The organism is Polaribacter sp. Hel1_33_78 (genome assembly GCF_900106075.1).
Lineage (GTDB): Bacteria > Bacteroidota > Bacteroidia > Flavobacteriales > Flavobacteriaceae > Polaribacter.
In genome coordinates this window covers 525,820-545,143 of record NZ_LT629794.1, presented here as the reverse complement: position 1 = coordinate 545,143, position 19,324 = coordinate 525,820, and the positions used below count along the sequence as shown (strand labels likewise).

The window sequence follows — 19,324 nt, the reverse complement described above, 5'->3', positions numbered from 1 at the left end:
TTATTTATAAATTATCTAAACCGAATAAGGTGATTTCAGAACCTACCGTTATTTGAGTGCTCCCATAATTAGACGTAATCTCGAATTTGAGGTATCTAAATTCTTCTGACGTATTTGCTAAACTAAATTCGTGACCATCTATTGCTTCTTGAAAAGCTGCTGTTGGTATATTTCCTGAAGCATCTCTTGGATCACCAATATCAAATTGCCCAAGTAAATTCCAAGTTTGAGAATCTGAACTAGCATATAGATTAAAAGACTTTATATTTTCTTCTTGATAATGATATGTAATACCACCTCCATTATACCAAAAAGCTCTTTGCCAAACTTTAAACCGTTGAATTTTAACATTCTTATTAAAATCGATAACAATGTCTAAAGGAAAATTTAAACTTCCTCCATTATTCTCTCTGGTAGCAATAAAATAGCTATTATCTGCATCCGTTTCAACAGTATCTACAACATCATCCCAAAAGTTTACGGTTCTTCCTTCATAAGCATCTCCATTTATAGATTGTCCACTTACTAAAGTCCAAGTCGACTTATCAATTTTCTCTTCAAATAAAGGAGTGTATTTTCCTTTTTCTTCTAGTTCCGTGATGTTACCATCAAAATCTTCAACTTTCGTAGAAAATGCCAGTTCTGAAGAGGCTAAACCTCTGATAAAAATACTTTCTTGTGCGTTGTTTGATGATAATATTCTAATGGTTTCATTTGCTCCATCCAAAATATGCACGTAAACAAAAACTGTTTTTGAAGCAATGTTATCCCACGTAATTTTTACACCTCCTAAATCTGGATTTATTGCGATACTCTCTTGCACTAAAAAAATAAAGGACTTTAGTGGGATGAAATCAATTTCTACAGTCTCTGATCTATTTTCACTTTCATCTACCACATATAATTTCACTTTAACAGCCGAAGTTTGGTTTAATCCGTTTACCTCTAAAAAAGTATTATACTTGCTAGAAACTCTAAAAACCTCTTCATCTTGTGAATTAAAATATACCGCTTTCACATACAATATATCGTCATCAGAAGGAAGTGAATAATTTATGATTCCTCCGCCATTTGTTGGCGTTACAGAAATATTAGATAGTATTCCTGGAGGTGTTGTGTCAAAATCCTCATTATTAGAGCAAGCAATAAGTGTAGCTAAAATAAAGATTGAAAAAAGCAGTACTTTGTTTATTTGTTTTTTCATAATGATATATTTTTTTACCAACCTGGATTTTGGATTAAATTAGGGTTCCTAGACAACTCTGTAAAACTTATAGGTTGTAAATAATCTCTAGGTGAATTAAAGGATCGTTGACTTACATCCTTAATTTGATAATAATTAGCCTCTGTTTCTTCATCTACAGACCATCCTTTAATTGGGGTTGTAAAATACTTTTCTGCTAATTTCCATCTTCTAACATCGTAATATCTGTGACCTTCAAAAGCCAACTCTATCATTCTTTCTTGTTGAATAATTTCTCTTAAACCTTCTTTACTCGTGTGCTTATTTGGTGTTGCGGCAAAAGTTGCATTGCTCCAAGCATCTTGCACCGTTGGTATTCCTGCGCGTTCTCTAATTTTATTTAAAGCTTCATAGACTTCCATAGAAGGTCCACTAAATTCATTTAAAGCTTCTGCATAATTTAAATACAACTCACTTAATCGCATCATTGGCCAAGGATACGTAATTGCTTTATTATATGCATCTCCTTCAGAATCTTGATGCACTAGCTTTTTAAGTGCATACCCTGTTACTAAATAGTCTCCTGTGTTTGCAACTCTGCCATGCAGCTCTCCTTCGCGCATTTTAAGATTCCAAAGACTTCCCCAGGTTCTGTTCAATCCTCTATCAAATCCTAAAGATGCATAAAAACGAGGCTCTCTATTTAAGTTTAGTTTTGCAGTTCTATTTGCAAATTGGGCATAAAAACGTTGATTAAAAGCTATGGTGGTTGTGTTGTATCGATCAACATATTCAAAAGATAAATCTTCGTTAATCGGCAATCCATTTTTAGTGTAATAGGTTTCTACCATTCTTAAACTTGGCGCTAGCCATTGCCAAGAAGCTTCTACAGAAGAAGATGTTGGGTCTTTCATTAATGCTGGTGACTGAATCTGCCAATATTGTCCGTTTGTTACAGGACTAGAATTTCCCCAAATTAATTCAGAATTCCAAGGATCTGTAATTGCAAAACGATTATTATACTGATCTCTTACCAACTCAAATTGAAAATTATTCGTATCAAAAAGTGGAGGTGTTTCTGTATAATAATACATACTAGCACCTTGAGTAATTGCAGCATCTAAAGCTTCTTTTGCTGATTCAGCTGCTAATTCCCATTTAGAATCATCTTTATTTTGATTGAAAAAATGCTCTCCATTCACATTTACAAAACTTCCATATAAAGAAGTATTACCATTAAATAATGGACTTGCACTATACAACAACGCTTTTGCTTTAATAGATTTAGCAATTACCTGATCTATTCTTCCGATATCATTATTTCCAATAATTCTCTCAGGTAAATCAACAATAGCAGCGTCAATTGTTTCAATTATATAACTAAAACATTCATCAACCGTTTTTCTATCTAATCGCACAGCTTCGTCTGAAGCAGAAATTGGCAAATTCTCATCAACAATTGGAATTGGTCCGTAATTACTAACTAATAAAAAATGATAATACGCCTTCAAAAATATCACTTCAGCTTTCCACTGATTTTTCTCTTCCTGAGTCATGTCAACCACTAAATCGATATTTTCAACTAGCGTGTTACAACTTCGTATTCCTTCCCACAAAGAACCTTGCCCTCTTCCTATTGCAGAAAAACCAGACCAATAACCCATTATTGGTGAAGAAACATTTTGTTGGCCTTTCATTAATTTAATAGCGTTCGGTTCTTTAGGAATTGGCACTGCTAATTCATCACTTAGTAAAACATAACTTGCATATGTACCATCATTTTGCGGTAAATAACTATAACAATTTGCTAAAGCATTATAAGCTGTTTCTTTTCTATTAAAAAGTAAACTTAACTCTTGCGTTCCATCTGGCACAATATCTAAATAATCTTCGCAGCTTATAAATAGTGATGCACTACATAAAATAATTGCTAAAAATTTGTTTTTTAAATTCATTTTTTACTTTTTAAAATTTTACTTGAGCCCCAATATTAATAACTCTTTGAGGTGGATACCCTAAACCATTTCCTGCCGATTCTGGATCCCATAAATCGAATTTTGAGAAATGCAGTAAATTTAACCCTGTAATATAGATTCTTGTTTTGGCATTTGCGAAAATTTTTCCTGTAGTTTCTGGGATTGTAAAACCAAATTCTACACTTTTTAATCTTAAAAAATCACCATCTCTTAGCCACCAAGTAGATGGTTTTTGATTGTTTTCTATCTCATAAGTTGATAATCGAGGCCAAAAAGCATTGGGGTCAGGATTGTTTTCTGACCAGTGATTGTCAGCAATAATACTCAATGCGTTTCTTTCATTTACAAAAGGAGAAATATCATTAGGATTTATAAAAAACGACGATCTTGCAGAACCTTGCATAAATATTGAAAGATCGAAATTCTTATAGACCGCAGATACCCCAAATCCATAAACAATTTCAGGTACATTTGGCTTACCTATAGGTGCTTGATCTAATTCGTTTACAACCCCATCTTGATTTATATCTGTATATTTTATGTCTCCAGGCAGATAAGAGTTTGTGGTTGAAAATCCATTAAATTGCTCAGGAGAATTATTGATATCTTCCTCGTCTACAAACAACCGTTCGGCGATGTAACCCCATTGTTGATTAACAGGATGTCCAATTCTACTCAAGTTTTCATTTTGAAATTCTGGCTCTCCATTTACTAGTATCTCGTTTGTTGAATACGTAAAATTACCTCTAGCAGTTATATAAAAATCACTGTTAAAAGCATGATTATAATCAATAGATAAATCAACTCCTTTTGTTTTAACTTCTCCTATATTACTGCTAATTGTGGTTGTTAAACCAGCAGTTTCTGGAATATACTGACGTTCCATATAGATATCTTTACGATGTTCTGTAAAATAATCTGCTTGTAAATTTAATTTATTAAATAGTCCTAATTCTAAACCTATATTAGATTTTGTGGCAACCTCCCAAGTAACACTTTCATTTGCATACCTATTAATAATATATCCATTATAATAGTTGTTATAATTTGAGCCAAAAGAATATCCCGTTCCTCCATTATTGAGATTTACGTCAGATAGATAAAAAAAACGATCACTTGGGCCTGAAATACCATCATTACCAACTAAACCATACGTATATTTTAATTTTAATAAATTAATAGATGGAATATTTTTCTCAAAATAAGCTTCATTAGAAACTATCCAACCTAATCCTACAGAAGGGAAAAACCCAAATCTATTCTTTTCGGCAAATTTTTCTGATCCATTATATCCAAAATTAAATTCACCAAAATATCGACTATCATAACTATAAGAAGTTCTTCCGGATATACCCATATTTCTGGATGGTAATGTGGAAAAAGCAGTATTACCGCCTATTGTATTTAAAGCTTCCTGAAAATAACTTACCAATAAACCACCTACTTCATGTTTCTCTTTGATGGTGCTGTTGTATTCTAAAACAGCTTCATAATAAAAATTACTATTACCGTAGTTATTCACTGTAGGGTTATTTAAAAACTCTGTACCTTCTTGAATTTGATAAAGTTCATTTACAACTCCTTGTGGCGTTAGCGTTTCATTCGCGCCATAGTAAAAAGGTGTAAAACTACGTTCGTTTTGATTCTCTGTAAATGTTCTTACAGAAGCCATAGCTCTTAACTTTAAGCCCTCTGTAATAAAACTTAAATCCTGTTTAATTTGAAATTGAGCTAATGTTGTATTTGCAAAACGATCTTTATAACCTCTTACACTTTCTGCATATGGGTTTGCAAAACTACCATTACCTTTATTTCCAAAAAGAATATGGTTGAAGTTCGCAGTTGCTTCATCTGGTTCATAAGCTTTTGGGAAATTCGCTGGATTTGCTTGTGCTACTTGATAAAAAATATCTGAAGCACCTATAATAGGTCCGTTATAGCGCTCGAATAATGAATAAAATTTAGCAGAAACTTTCGTTGTTTTAGTTAAATTGATATTAATATTCGCTCTTAAATTAGATCTATTAATATCAATATTATTATTAAAATTATTTAGAGGGTCTACTTTTAACAACCCTGTTTCATTTGCACTTGTAACCGATAAATAATATTGAGCAACTTCTCCACCTCCATTGATATTTACATTCAATCTTTTATTGAGGGCAAAATCTTTAAATAATTCATTATACCAATCTACATCCGGATAAATATTTGGATTAAGACCATTTCTTGTTCCTTCTATTTTTTGCTTTGAATATAATAAGGTTGCAGACTGATCTCTAGATCTCTGCGCTCTGTTATACAACTCCATATAATCTACAGCTCCTAAAAAACTATTTATTTTAGAAGGACTTGATAATGAACTTTCATACCGCACAGATACTTTCGCCTTTCCCTTTTTTCCTTCCTTTGTAGTTACTAAAACGACACCATTTGCACCTCTTGCTCCATACAAGGACGTAGCTGTTGCATCTTTCATAATTGAAAAAGAGGCAATATTATCGGGTTCTAAACGTGCTAAATCTGAGGCAGTTATTTGCAGTCCATCTAATAAAATTAAAGGACTATTATTAAACCCAAATGTCGTTACACCTCTAATAAAAAAAGCGGCGTTATCAGCTCCTGGCTCTCCAGATCTTTGATAAGAAATTAAACCAGATATTTTACCTGCCAATGCATTTGTTATATTAGAAGTTGGTTGTTTTAATTCTGCAGCTTTTAATGTAGTAATGGAACCAATAACACTGTTTTTCTTTTGTTTTGAAAATGCAACAACCTGAATTTCATCTAATTGATCTAAACTTTCTTTTAAGATTACATTGATTATCTTATTTGTTAAAACCTTTATCTTTTGTTTTTCAAATCCTAAATAGGCAAATAATAGCGTTGCATTTGGAGTCTTAATATTAAGAACATATTTACCATCAAAATCTGTTGTAGTTCCATTAGTCGTTCCTTCTACTAATACTGAAACTCCAGGGAGGAGATTTCCAGAGCTATCTATAACTTCTCCTGATACTATTGTGGTTTGAGAGAAAGAGATAGTAGGACAAAAAAGGGTAATAATAAGTATTAATTTTAAAAATAATGCCGTTAGTTTGTTCATGCTTATTTTTTGTAAAAAGCATAACAGAAGAAAAATCCCCTGTTACGCTTAGATAAATATTATTCTTTAATTAGCTTTCTAAATTGACCGTTAATTTCTAAAAAATAAAACCCTCGTTTTAAACTACCAATAGACAACTCGTTATTTTCAATAGTCCTTTTAAGAACTTGTTTAGAATTCACATCAAAAATTCTAATTTCTTTTTTCCCGTCTATATTGATAAAGGTTATCAAATCTTTTGTAGGATTTGGGAAAAACTGAAAACTAGTTTTATCAAAATCATTTGTAGAAGCTGTACCTTGTAATTGAGGTCCTTTTACATCATCTATATAAAATGTAGTATCTGTTGTATCTCCCCTGCCTAAGAAAATAAATAAATGATCAAAACTTACATTATCTGCTAATTCAGATGTATTTAAATACACTGTTTGCCACTGATTTTCTAAAATAACTTCTTCATCAGTTTCAAATTGAGCGGTAATATCTCCATCCTCTTTTGCATCTGCTAACTTAAATCTTATACCTGTTTTTATTGAAGAATAGACTCTAAAAGAGAATATATCATCTTTAGACGCATCAAAAGGTCCATTTAATTGAAAGTGAATTCTTTCCCAGCCTCCCCATGAGTTTCCTTTATCCCATTTGGCAACCATATTGCTTCCTCCTGCTGGATCTGCAACTGCAGTGTAAGACCCTGCTGGATCTCCCATCGTTTCTGAAACCGTAGTTAAAGATGTACCGTCAAAATCGTTATAAGTGACCATTGTTGTAGCTATAGCCGTCGTGGTAAATGTTGCAGAAACTCCGGTAATAGCGGTATCATTTTCTTTATACTCAATCATATTATCTTTAATTCCGTACCAATATGTGGTATTTACATTTAATATATCTGAAGGACTTATGACAATCGTAGATTTATCATCACTTAAAAGAGCATTCATAGAAACGACAGTACCCGATGCATCATTTTCTCTTAACTCTACAAAACTGGAAATATCGGTTATCGTAGTATCGTCTAAATTTCTAAATTGAAAATTTGACGAAATAGTTGGTTTTTCAAATTGAGAAACATCTGTAGCTCCGTTTTCAGGTGTAAGCGTATTTTCTATAGCCGGCGCAACATTACTTTTTAAGTAGTCATCAAAATAATATAGGTCTCCTACTGAAGAATTTCCCGCTCCATCTTTATCAAAATAAATTTGAACTCTATCGTAATTTGTTGCGGTAATAGCTCCGTAATTAAAGACCAATTCTACCCATTTATTGGTTTCTGTAACTTCTATTTTTTGCTCCTGTCCCTGTCCCCAATCAGGATAATTTTGAGCTTTAATAGAAACTGCGACAGGCTTATTTACCCATACTTTTACTTTAATGAAAGGTGTTTCAGAAAAATCAAATGGAACTAATGGAGTTGCTCCATTTACTAAGGAATTCTCTAAACCAGCATCATTAGCATTATAGGTATATTGAGCTACATTATCTGAAACATTAATTCCAGTCTTGTCAGGATTATCAATTTTTGCAAAACCAACACCACCCCAAGATTCAAACCCAACATCTTCATTGGTAGTATCAAAATCGAATAAAACTTCGTTAATATCGCCTGTCACTGCTGCTTTTGTTTCAAAGCTTGCAGAAACTTCAGTTACAGCAACACCAGTTGAATATTCTATAGAATTATCTACGACACCATACCAATAGGTTGCAGAATTCTCTAAATCATTTATTGGGTCTATTATAATTTTATTTTTATCACCATTAATCGATGCCGTAAAGGCAACATCCGCACCATTTGAATCGCCTACTTTTAAGGCAACTTTAGCCGTTAAATCTGTAATCTCAGAATCGTCTAAATTTCTAAACGTACCATTAGAAGTAATTTCTAAATTTGTTGCAATAGAAACATCTGTTACACTATTTGCAGGGTTGTATTGCTGTGCAGGACTTGCATATAAAGCTGGTCCTGTAATTTCATCAAAGAAATAGATATCTCCTTGTGATGTATTTGCACCACCAATTTTAATAACAATATTGTTCATATAAATATTAGATGATGCACTGCTAAAATCGAAAGTTAACTCTGTCCATTTGTTTACATCAGCAGCTCCAATAAATGCAGCAACTTCAATATTATTTCCCCAGTCAGGATCATTCTCTAAATGAAAAATAACATCAATTTCTTCGGTAGAAAATACCTTCATTTTAAAAACTGAATTAGATTCTAAATTAAAAGGTGATGCAAATACCGTTTTTGCATCTATAACTCCAATTCCAATCTCATTATCATCACCAGCTGTAAACTGACCTACAAAAGAAGATCCGTTTAAAGCATCTGGTGCTGGGTTCGTTATTTTAGTAAAAGTGGAAGAAGTATTCCAGCTGTTAAAAACAATGTTTTCGTTGTTTGTGTCAAAATCAACATGAGTGACTTCTTGAGCGTTTATAGCACTAAAAGTTACTAATAAAAGTAAGAGTAATTTTTGTTTCATAATAAATGATTAATTAAGTTAAAATAACATAGAAACTAGTCAATTATAAGGTTGTTTGATTTGTAACAAATTCTTAATTTTATATAAAAATTGCAGTACTAGAAAAAACAATTATAATTTTAGTTGATAACAAATTTGAAGTAAAATTCCTTATTTAACAATTTTTTAACCTCTACAAAAGTTAATAAAAGTAAAAATACACCTCTACAAAACCTTTGTTAAAAAATATAAGTAATTGATTATTAGAGATAAAATTTTTATTTAAATTTTTTGAATGTAGTTTACAAGATTTACATCTTTACCTAAATTAAATTTTTTACGAAGTCTATAACGACTTTGTTCTATACTTCTAATTGCTACATTCATTAAAGAAGCAATTTCTTTTGAAGAAAGATTTAGTTTTAAATAAGCACATAACTTAATTTCATTGGAAGATAAATCTGGATGTGCTTCTCTTAAATTTTGAAAAAATTGAGAATGAGAATTACGAAAGTGAAGCTGAAAGGATAACCAATCTTCTTTATCTATTAATTGATTATTAATTTTTTTAATTACTTTTTTTAAGGAGTAATGTAATGCGCTATTTACTATCTCTTTGTCAATTTTTTTAAGATCATTTATCAAATCGGTTAGCAATTCATTTTTCTTAATGTTATTTAAGGTAGAAGAGGCTAATGCTGAGTTTTTCTTTTTGATTTCAAGATTTAAATTCTCTTCTTTTAAAATAAATAGCTCCTTATCTGCTGCCATTTTTTGTAATTCAAACCTTTCTTTTTGGCGCACTCTTTTTTGTTTTTCTAACTGTTTTAATCGAATTACATATTTTTCATTTTTCTTTTTTAAATAAGTTCTATACCCAATAAAAAAAAGCAGGAAGGATACTAAATAAATTGTTTTTGCCGTATTATTTATATACCAAGGATATTCCATGTAAAATGGAATTTCTACCATCTTAAACTCACTATCTACCTCTCTTTTTGTTCTTAATTCTAAAACATAACTTCCAGAGGTTAACCCTGGAAATTTAATTTCGGGTTCAAAAACCCAAGATGACCATTCATTATCTAAACCATTTAACCTGTATTGATACTGTCTAGAATTACTTAAAGGAACATTTGGTAAAGCAACTTTAATTTTTAAGAAATTATTATTATGTGGAACTTTTAATTCATTGTTAATATCAATTGGAGCATTTATAGTATCCGTTGAACTTATAAATTCCATTAATTTAACGGTAGGTGCATTTTTTAAAGAAGCTCCTGTTTTAGCACTAATACTATGAAAAACGATACCATTATCTATACCAATAGCATAATTAGCATTGTTAATTTTCTCAACTTTATTAAAGTCTTTTAAGTGTTTGTCCCAAACGGTAAAAAAAGGTTCTTGGTATTTCTGAAAATCGTTTCCATCTCTTAAAATATAGCCTAAAAAATTAGCTGTAGCATACCAGAACACGTTTTCATTTTGGTACACATAATTTATATTTTTTAAGCCTTTAAATATTTCTGAAGGATATTTTGCTTTTGAAAACGAATTATCTATGGCATCATAATAAAAGAACCCTTTTGGATTGTAAAAAACTAAGTTTCCATCAATCTTACAAATGTATGCGTATGCTTCGATGTTTGAATTTTCTACTCCATAAAACTCTACCTCGTTAATTGTTAATCCATTTTGAGACAATCTTAATCTATAATATCCTTTTGAAGGATGTGCAACCCAAATTTGCCCATATTGGTCAAACTCTATAAACCGTGATGATTCTCCAAAATCATCAAACTTCTTTAGAAATTTCCATTGCTTATTTTTTTTCTGAAAAACAGCTATTCCAGAATAAAAACCTACATACAATAGGTTATTAATCTTTGGGTGTGTTTTAAAAACCCATCCTCCACCTTCAACATGAATCGTTTTCAGAGAATTATTTTCTAACAAGGAAATTCCTTTGTTACTGCCCACTAAAATCTGGTTATCAATTTTATCAATTTCCCAAATTTGCTCTGCACTTTGATCAATTAACTTTGGTTCTGAATTCGCTTTGTTGATGTTTTTATAGAATAATCCTTGGTTGGTGCCTAAATACAATATTGAATCATTTAAAAAACTTGTATAGACCGTTCCAAAATTACTTTTTGTATCTAATAAATATTTTGTCTCACTCTTTACTTCAGCATAGCTAATACCAGATTCTGTAGCCAACCAAATGTTATTGTTGTTATCTTTAAATACATTACGAATAGCATTGTTCTCGATTCCATTGTTTTTATTAAAATGAGCTACTTTCTTGCCATCCTTAGAAATAATATAAAACCCATTTCTTAAAGTTCCTACAATAAAATTACCTTCCGTATATTTTTTAACATCGGTAATGATATAATTTTCAACTTCCTTGTTAATCTTCCATTCTTTTTTTCGCAGAATTCCGTCTTTAGCATGCCAAAAGCCATTATTTTTTGTGGCTATTAGCAATCCTTTTTTATCCTCTTCAAATACCTCAATAATGTCTAAAGAAGTATCTTCAGTACCTTTAATTATTCTTTGTTCTGAGTTTATTATTTCAAATAAGCCAATAGAAACATCTTGAACAAATGCTCTGTTATTTGAAGAGAAAAGAGCACTAAACCCTTTAGTTGCAGTTATTATATTTATTTTTTTAGTAAGAGGATTGTAACTATGTATTTGCTGAAAAGATTGAAATAAAATCTTTCCATCTACCGCCACTATATTTGAAAAAACAGGCAATAAAGGTGCCGTTTTACTTGGATGTTTAAAAAATAAACTTGAATAGTCTAGAATACCTTTCTTATTTTTAGACCAGTATCCAAAACCACCATGACCAGAAGTGTAAATGTGCTGATCGTCTGCATATAAAACTGATCGAAGATCTGTTTCTTCTTTTAAAGAATAATTCACCCATCTAAAACCATCAAATTCTAATAAAGATCCTGAGGTAGCAAAATACATTTCTCCATTCTTATTTTGAGAAATATCAAAAGTTCTTAAATCTATTTTAACCTGTTTTTTTGAAAAATTTTTAATAAAAGGATTTCCAAATTGGTCGTTTATTTGACTATGGGTATTCTTAAAAAAAAACAAAAACAATATAGAAAGCAAAAATAATTTTGTTCTTTTAAAGTGTTTAAATAAAATGTTGTTTTCCAAGCCCCTTACTTTTCTTACCAATTATTAAAATTATAATTAAAGTAAATTTACATCAAAAATATTATTTATTTTTTTAGGCATCAACTCTTTAGATAATAAAAACTTAAATTATAAAAAATAGCGCCACCACAAATATCAAATCTTTTTAAATTTCATGCAGATGTTTTAAGATTGGCTGCGTTTCTTTAATCAATAACTTTTAAGGGTAAAACCAAAAGACAACATACTATCTTCTTGTTTTTGATTTTCTATAACAATACTCTCGCATGAATGCAGATAGTTTATTTTAAAGTTTAAAAACTTCCAGAGTGGCAGTTCTAATCCAATATCCGCTTGCCAACGAAAATTATTACTATGACCTAGAGAAGGCTGAAAATAAAGTTCATGATTTACAATTACTTTTTTCTCGAACAGTTTATAGGCACCATTTACCCAAAAAGTACTCCGAAATGTATTAATAGATTGCCTTCCATTATACTCAGAAAGGTTAAATTTAGTTTTGGCAAATTTTGTCTGTTCATATTCACTAGAAATCGAAAATTTAAGCCAATGCTCTTTATGATTCAAGATTTGGTAGGTAACTCCTGCGCCCACCAAAGATCGCAATTCAATTTCTCTTCGAAAATTGGTACTTATAAAACCCAATACCAACGGATATATTTTTCGATCTGGATTAAAATATAAAAAATTAAGACTTAAAATATCTTCATCTGCCTTGTCCTTTCCAAACTCCTGATAAACGTAAGAATTTTTGGTTTTGAAAACCCATTTCTCATGAAGTTTTAAACTCAAATCTGATTTTGCTCTAAAAATTAAGGTTTCCACATTTCCTCCTTGCCAAAAACCGGTTAAAGAAAGATTTACCTTTACCTTTAACGTATCACTTTCGTTGATCTGGGCAGAAAGAAAGATGGGGAAAAACAAAAAATAAAATAAAACTTTTTTCATTCTAATTCGCAATTAAATTACTCTTTTTAATATGCTCGAAAGATACTTATTTATGAATTAAGAACAAAGAATTTAAAGATTCTCAAATCAATGAGCCTGCAAAAATCGATGCTTCTGATCAATAGAATAGGGCAATAATATCAGTTACAGTATGTTTCCGAAAAAATGACCAACTACAATTTAACAAAATACGAAGTAACACTTTAAAAAAATCTATTTGATGTATCTTGCTGGCCTATCTAAAGGTGAAAATTATGGAAGATACTAAGATGCTCAATTATGTTAAAGATGTATTAGAAAATATGCCAACTGATTGGCTGAATCTAACAACACATCGACTAGATATTTATGATGAAAATTTGGCTAAAACTGAATTCTTAGAACAGTTTGAAACCTTATGTAACACCAATAATTCTGATGTCACTGCGCTCCATGAATTGCAAACTGCTTATGACTATATTCGATTAGGACATCCATTATCTTGTATACTCGAGTGGGCAATTGCTCACTTAAATAATATAAAACCAGAAAATGTAATTAGTTTTTCTTCAAAGACAATTCCTATTCTAGCCATTCTAAGAAAAAACTTATTAGATCATAAAAATACCCAAATTGTCTATACAGGTGAATTACCAACTTTTTTTGATGCTGAATTATTAAGGAATATTTATGGGTATCAATTTAAACTAAAACATATTAAAAAAGTCGCAGATATTTCTGAGTTTAATGGCAGCACCATTTTTGTTTCACAAGAAACTACAATTAATGCGAATGACCTCAACTCAAATATTGACTTTTTTATCAACATATATGAGCACCTTGGAAGTGTTTTACTAGTAAACGGTGAACAAAATGAACGTTATATTTCAGAAATTCAGCATGTAAGAAGAAGAGAAACGATTGCCATGACGCCAGCCAATTCTCTTACTGCATTGCAGTCTTTAGTTAACAAATCTCCTTTTAATATTCCAACAAACGATCTAGAGACCAACAAAAAAATTGTTTTAGATACAATTACAAGCATTACTGGTGCTGATACAAAACCATTAGTGGGTTCTAGTGGCCTCTCCATACAATATGCTATTATGATGGGGCTTATTGATGATGCCCAAGAAAATCATCCCGGAAAGGCTATTAAATTTATTGTTCCGCCAAATTGTTATGGAGGTACAAATGACCAGGCAAGACGCGTTGCTGCTTGTATTGAGAATGTTGAAGTGGTAGATTTACCAGTTGATGGCGACAATGATATGGTGCAAAGTATTGATACCATTTTGGCTAAAATTGCTATCGAAGATGCTGTTCCTTATATTATTGCAGAAATTCCTACAAACCCAAGAGTTGAGGTACCAAACCTGATACAATTAAAAGAAGTTTTAGGTAAAGAACGAACAACTAAAACTGGTAAAATTGCAATGGATCCTGTTTTTATTTTAGATCAAACATTTTGTCCGAATGTTCACTTTTTAGGTGAAGGTGAACTACTCTCAACCGTTAGTGCTATTTCGTATGCTAGTGGGTCTAAATTTCCAAGTGGCGGGCAGTGCACTGCTGGCTATTGTGTGGGAAATAAAAAAACAGGATCTATGATGAATAAAATAGCCAACCATCTAACACTTTGTGACAACGAGGCTACCGAACTACAATATAAAATCCTGGCAAAACAATTGCCTTCTATGAACCAACGCATAAAAGATGCCTATATAAATACACGAGACTTTGTAAACTTTATTAAGGATAATTTGCCAACTGCAAAAATAAATTTTGTGTCTGAAGAGTTAGCTGCAGAGGGCTTTACCCCATCTGTATTTTCATTAGATCTGCCTACTAAAGGAACTACAGATGAAGAAAGAGAAGTCTACAAAAGAGCATTAAATCTTACTTTAATCAATTTAATGATTACAGAAATACCCAACGAAAGTAAGTTCTGTGTGAGTTATGGACAGTTAAAAGGGTGTTATTGGACCATACCTGCTACCTCTACGCAAGGCACCACCAAAGAAGGCGACAAAGATTATATTGTCCGTGCATCTCTATCTCCCAGCATAAATCTTGAACTCCATAAAAAAGTCTTTTTAGATTTTGTGGCAAACATTTAATTTTAAAGAGCTATTAATAAAAACACGAAACTTATTTATACTATCTAGTAAATATATTCGCGCCAATACACCCCTTAAACTGACACAACCTTTTTAAAGTTGTGTTGGTTTTTATGTATTGGAATAAACACTTCCAAATAGAGATATACTTTATTAAAAATTAAAACTTTACACTGACACAGGTCATTTTTATATAAGCACCTTCTTGCTACTTTAGCCGTATGAATATTGTTTAACTTAATACCATAAAACTATGTCACTCGTAAAATTTAAAAGAAAACCTTGGGGAAATTTAATTACATCAGACTTTTTTGATACTGACGATTTTTTTGAAAACCGTTTATGGAAAAAGAAAATGGATGAGCCCGCTTTGAATGTTAAGGAAACGGATGAAGCCTTTGAAGTTGAACTGGCAGCGCCAGGCTTCGCAAAGAAAGACTTTGAAGTTACTATTGATGATGACTGCTTAAATATTTCAGCAGAAAAATCAGATTCAAAAGAAGAAAAAGAAGAAAACTATACTCGTAAAGAGTTTAGCTATAATTCTTTTGAAAAAAGATTGCAATTGCCAGATTCTGTAATAGATGAAGGTATAAAAGCAAGGTATAAAGATGGTATCCTTAGCTTCAAACTTACTAAAAAAGAAGAAGCCAAAGCGCATGAACCAAAATTAATTGAAGTTATGTAGCGGCAAACTTCCGCAGTATTTCAACTACAACAACCCTCTTACCCTTATTTTTAAATTCAAAAGATAGGGTAAGAGGGTTGTTGATTTGCACATCTTTAAACAAACTACGATGCCAGAAATAATTGCACATCCTTTTGCTTTAGACCTAAAAACCCTCGTAAAAAGGCTAAACAGCTCTATTGACAAGGGTTTAATACAAGAGAATGCGGGGTTTCTTATAAATGAATTTGGAAAAAATGATATTACTGTCTCGAATAAAAAACCAACTTGGCACATTCTACTTGATCAATTTATTGATCCAATTATTTTAATTTTATCACTTGCTGCTCTTTTTACTTTTTTATTTACAGACGATTGGCCAGAGTGTATTGCGATACTCGCGGTTATCTTCATTACCATTATCATAGGTTTTGTAATGGAGTTAAAAGGAATACGCTCTCTAGAAGCACTTCAAAAAATGGCTTCCACAGATTGTAATGTGCTGCGCGATGGAAAAATAAAAACCATAAAATCTACATTCCTAGTCCCGGGAGATATCATTTTAATAGAAAAAGGTGATGTTATCACAGCAGATGCTCGATTAATCACAAGCGATAATTTATTAATAAAAGAAGCATCCCTAACAGGAGAAAGCAATGCTATTCAGAAAGAAGTAAGGCGCTTACCCGAAAACACCATACTACCCGAAAGAACTAATATGCTGTTTAAAGGAACTTCAGTAGTTCAAGGAAGTGCCAAAGCAATTGTTGTGCATACTGGATTCGAAACGCAGCTCGGTAAAATTCAAAAAATGGGGCTTGACATTGATGAGCAACGCACACCTTTAGAAAAAAAATTAAACGCCTTAAGCAAATGGCTTATTTGGCTCACATTAATTTTTGCAATTCTTATCATTCTTACAGGATACCTTAGAGGTATAGCGCTGCTTATCATTCTTAAAACAGCTATAGCATTGGCTGTTGCGGCGATACCAGAAGGACTGCCAATAGTTGCAACAATTGCCTTGGCTAGAGGGATGCTAAAATTATCAAAAAAACAGGTAATTATTAAAAAGATGGAGGCTGTAGAAACGCTGGGTGCAACAAATATTATTTGTACAGACAAAACAGGAACCCTCACCGAAGATAAAATGCAAGTGCATACACTCGCCTTTGAAGGAGAAACCATAGCGGCTGTTCACAACAAAAACAATCTATACTTTGATAATTTACGAGATCAATATGCATTCAATAAAATGATGATGGTAAGTATCTTATGTAACAATGTACGCTTAGATTCAGAGCAAATTCGGGGAGATAGTGTTGAAGTAGCACTTATTCAGTTTGCTGAAAAATTAAAATTTGATATAAAATCCATTAAAGAAAAGTTTCCTGAGGCCATGGAGATTCCTTTTGATGCCCAAAGAAAATTGATGGTTACGCTGAATAAAAATGGCAACAAACATTTTAATGTCTTTGTTAAAGGAGCCTTTGAAAGCATACTACCATATTGTGACAAAATCTTAATTGGAAATGAACAAAAGAAATTTGAAGATAAAGAGGCTTGGTTTCATAGTGTTGATAAATTAGCCTCGCAGGGTCTAAGGGTTTTGGCGTTTGCATATAAAGACCTTGCCATAAAACCAAAAAAAGAAGCGTTGTTATCTAAACTCACCTTTATAGGAATTATTGGGTTTTTAGATGCCGCTAGAGATGATATAAAGGCTACAATACAAGTTTATAAGAATGCCGGAATTAAAGTTGTTATGATGACTGGAGATCATGCAGGTACCGCAAGAAAAATAGCTGAAGATGTAGGTTTATTTACTAATCACTTTGAAACTATCGGAGTTATTCACGGACGAGACTTAAAATTTGAAGAAGGATTTGATGCTGATATGAAAGAAAAAGTATTAAATGCTGCTGTTTTTGCCAGAGTATCACCAGAACAAAAATTGAAATTAGTACAATTTTATCAGGAAAACGCGAATACGGTAAGTATGTTTGGAGACGGTATAAATGATATACCTGCGTTACGAAAAGCAGATATTGGCATTGCCATGGGTATTAGAGGAACACAAGCTGCCAGAGAAGCCGCAGATATCATTTTAAAAAATGATAAGTTCACCGCTATGGAATTAGCCATAAAGCAAGGGCGCGCCATTTTTGATCATATTCGTCAATTTGTAGTTTACCTATTATCTTGTAATCTTGCAGAGGTAGTGTCCGTGGGTATTGCGGCATTACTTGCTTTACCAGCACCTTTACTGCCATTACAAATTTTATTTTTGAATCTTGTTACAGATATATTTCCTGCATTAGCATTGGGCATGGGCAAAGGAGAAGTTGATATTATGAAACGTGCGCCTAGAAAACCTAATGAGCCTATTATGACACCTCAGCTTTGGTCTTCCACTATTGTTTACGGATTATGTATTACCGCGGCTGTAGTAGGAATTACAGCCTATGCGCATTTTACATTACAATTATCACCCATTAAAATAAACAATATGGCCTTTTACACCTTGGTACTGGCTCAATTGTTTAATGTATTAAACATGGCTAAAAACAAAGTAACCTTCTTTAATAATGAAGTTATTAAAAACCCTTGGGTATGGGGTTCTATTGCAATATCATTAGTTATTACCGCAGGTGCATATCGCATTCCGGCGATTGCCGAGGCTCTTTTCCTTACTAGTTTATCTTGGGATCAATTGGGATGGGTATTGGTCTTTGCATTTGGGTCGTTAGCTTTAGCACAAATAATTAAAAGAAATGGTGGCACTTTTTAACGTTTTACTTAGCTAATTAACTTCTATTAAAAATAGAAATTAAGGGTTTTAAAGTCAACACCTTAAAACCCTTAATTTATTAAATATTGTTTTTAAACAGCCTTCTATAATCGTTTTGTATAAATTATTAAACTGCTACAAGAAATTACCTTTTTCATCTGATTTTACTCTAATTGTCTTTTCACCATTTGTTAATTTTAATTTATATATTTTCTTGGCATCCCATTTCTTTTGGTTAAAATTTACCGTATAAATATCTTTTTCTACTTTCCATCGAGGAAATCTTTTTACTAAAGCTCTACTCACTGAAATAGGTAATTTTACATTTTTATAACGCTCAATGGTTTTAAGTATATTTCCGTCTTTGTCATAGACAGCTACCGCATAACCTTCAGGGATGTAAAAAGACACATTATAGCCATCATATTCATCGCTGTAATACTCTTGCTTTGTAACATCAAAATTTGAAACTTCAACTTCTAGTTTCTTTACATTGGCATCAGAATCTTCGTCTACAACTGCAAAAAGATATTTGTATTTAACAGGATGAATAATGACTTCGTCTAGTTCGATTATTTGAGAAAATATGGGTACTGTTAATCCAAAAAGGAAAAAAATAAGGAATAAATTTTTCATAATATGATTGTTAAGAATTAATAATACTCAAAATTAACCAGCAGCTGAAACATATAAAATGATCTGTATCATCTTACTTAATTCAATCATAATAGCCTTGGATTACTAGCTTACAAATTGCAATTAAATTTCTCGCTAATTTCTTCAATAATAGAATTTATTCGTTTGTCTTATCTAGCAAATTCATGCTGATAAACCAACTATGTTAACAAATGCACTAACCCCTTTTCTAGTGGAGCGCAATTAAAAATCAATTGTATTTCT

At 31.8% G+C, this 19,324-nt stretch carries 10 protein-coding genes; 3 read left to right on the top strand and 7 right to left on the bottom strand.

All coding sequences use genetic code 11. The annotated features are described in order from the left end of the window. Positions 1-4: 4 nt before the first annotated feature. The 6 genes from BLT88_RS02415 to BLT88_RS02390 form a co-directional block, all read right to left on the bottom strand. On the bottom strand, positions 5-1,204 hold the full coding sequence (locus tag BLT88_RS02415) for a DUF4959 domain-containing protein (protein ID WP_036783987.1): 1,200 nt from the start codon (positions 1,202-1,204) through the stop codon (positions 5-7). A gap of 14 nt (positions 1,205-1,218) precedes the next feature. Continuing rightward, on the bottom strand, positions 1,219-3,138 hold the full coding sequence (locus tag BLT88_RS02410) for a RagB/SusD family nutrient uptake outer membrane protein (RefSeq protein WP_036783989.1): 1,920 nt from the start codon (positions 3,136-3,138) through the stop codon (positions 1,219-1,221). A 10-nt stretch (positions 3,139-3,148) separates the two neighbouring features. Continuing rightward, positions 3,149-6,265, bottom strand: a complete 3,117-nt coding sequence (locus BLT88_RS02405) for a TonB-dependent receptor (protein ID WP_052107494.1) — start codon at positions 6,263-6,265, stop codon at positions 3,149-3,151. A 59-nt stretch (positions 6,266-6,324) separates the two neighbouring features. After that, on the bottom strand, positions 6,325-8,754 hold the full coding sequence (locus tag BLT88_RS02400; RefSeq protein ID WP_091952783.1) for an Ig-like domain-containing protein: 2,430 nt from the start codon (positions 8,752-8,754) through the stop codon (positions 6,325-6,327). 261 nt (positions 8,755-9,015) lie between these two features. Next, positions 9,016-11,919: a hypothetical protein gene (locus BLT88_RS02395; RefSeq protein ID WP_231960057.1), complete on the bottom strand. Its 2,904-nt coding sequence runs from the start codon at positions 11,917-11,919 to the stop codon at positions 9,016-9,018. 189 nt (positions 11,920-12,108) lie between these two features. Then, the gene (locus BLT88_RS02390) at positions 12,109-12,867 is read right to left on the bottom strand and encodes a DUF481 domain-containing protein (RefSeq protein ID WP_091952779.1); all 759 of its coding nucleotides are present in this window, start codon (positions 12,865-12,867) and stop codon (positions 12,109-12,111) included. A 254-nt stretch (positions 12,868-13,121) separates the two neighbouring features. On the opposite strand from BLT88_RS02390, the gene BLT88_RS02385 reads away from it, so the two are divergent. The 3 genes from BLT88_RS02385 to BLT88_RS02375 all read left to right on the top strand — a co-directional run bounded on the left by BLT88_RS02385 (position 13,122) and on the right by BLT88_RS02375 (position 18,424). Continuing rightward, positions 13,122-14,966: a cystathionine beta-synthase gene (locus BLT88_RS02385; protein WP_091952777.1), complete on the top strand. Its 1,845-nt coding sequence runs from the start codon at positions 13,122-13,124 to the stop codon at positions 14,964-14,966. Positions 14,967-15,219: 253 nt separating this feature from the next. Next, positions 15,220-15,654 carry an Hsp20/alpha crystallin family protein gene (locus tag BLT88_RS02380; protein ID WP_091952775.1) on the top strand — a complete coding sequence of 145 codons (435 nt, stop codon included), beginning with the start codon at positions 15,220-15,222 and terminating at the stop codon, positions 15,652-15,654. 109 nt (positions 15,655-15,763) lie between these two features. After that, entirely contained in the window at positions 15,764-18,424 is a 2,661-nt protein-coding gene (locus BLT88_RS02375) for a cation-transporting P-type ATPase (protein WP_091952773.1), read from the top strand. A gap of 135 nt (positions 18,425-18,559) precedes the next feature. Here the strand turns inward: BLT88_RS02375 and BLT88_RS02370 are convergent, their stop codons facing one another. Continuing rightward, positions 18,560-19,060, bottom strand: coding sequence for a nicotinate-nucleotide adenylyltransferase (locus BLT88_RS02370; protein WP_091952771.1), 501 nt, complete (start codon positions 19,058-19,060; stop codon positions 18,560-18,562). Between the last annotated feature and the right edge of the window lie 264 nt (positions 19,061-19,324).

Coding starts and splice junctions, on each gene's coding strand:
- BLT88_RS02415 (WP_036783987.1), bottom strand. CDS start 1,204: ATGAAAAAACAAATAAACAAAGTACTGCTTTTTTCAATCTTTATTTTA.
- BLT88_RS02410 (WP_036783989.1), bottom strand. CDS start 3,138: ATGAATTTAAAAAACAAATTTTTAGCAATTATTTTATGTAGTGCATCA.
- BLT88_RS02405 (WP_052107494.1), bottom strand. CDS start 6,265: ATGAACAAACTAACGGCATTATTTTTAAAATTAATACTTATTATTACC.
- BLT88_RS02400 (WP_091952783.1), bottom strand. CDS start 8,754: ATGAAACAAAAATTACTCTTACTTTTATTAGTAACTTTTAGTGCTATA.
- BLT88_RS02390 (WP_091952779.1), bottom strand. CDS start 12,867: ATGAAAAAAGTTTTATTTTATTTTTTGTTTTTCCCCATCTTTCTTTCT.
- BLT88_RS02385 (WP_091952777.1), top strand. CDS start 13,122: ATGGAAGATACTAAGATGCTCAATTATGTTAAAGATGTATTAGAAAAT.
- BLT88_RS02380 (WP_091952775.1), top strand. CDS start 15,220: ATGTCACTCGTAAAATTTAAAAGAAAACCTTGGGGAAATTTAATTACA.
- BLT88_RS02375 (WP_091952773.1), top strand. CDS start 15,764: ATGCCAGAAATAATTGCACATCCTTTTGCTTTAGACCTAAAAACCCTC.
- BLT88_RS02370 (WP_091952771.1), bottom strand. CDS start 19,060: ATGAAAAATTTATTCCTTATTTTTTTCCTTTTTGGATTAACAGTACCC.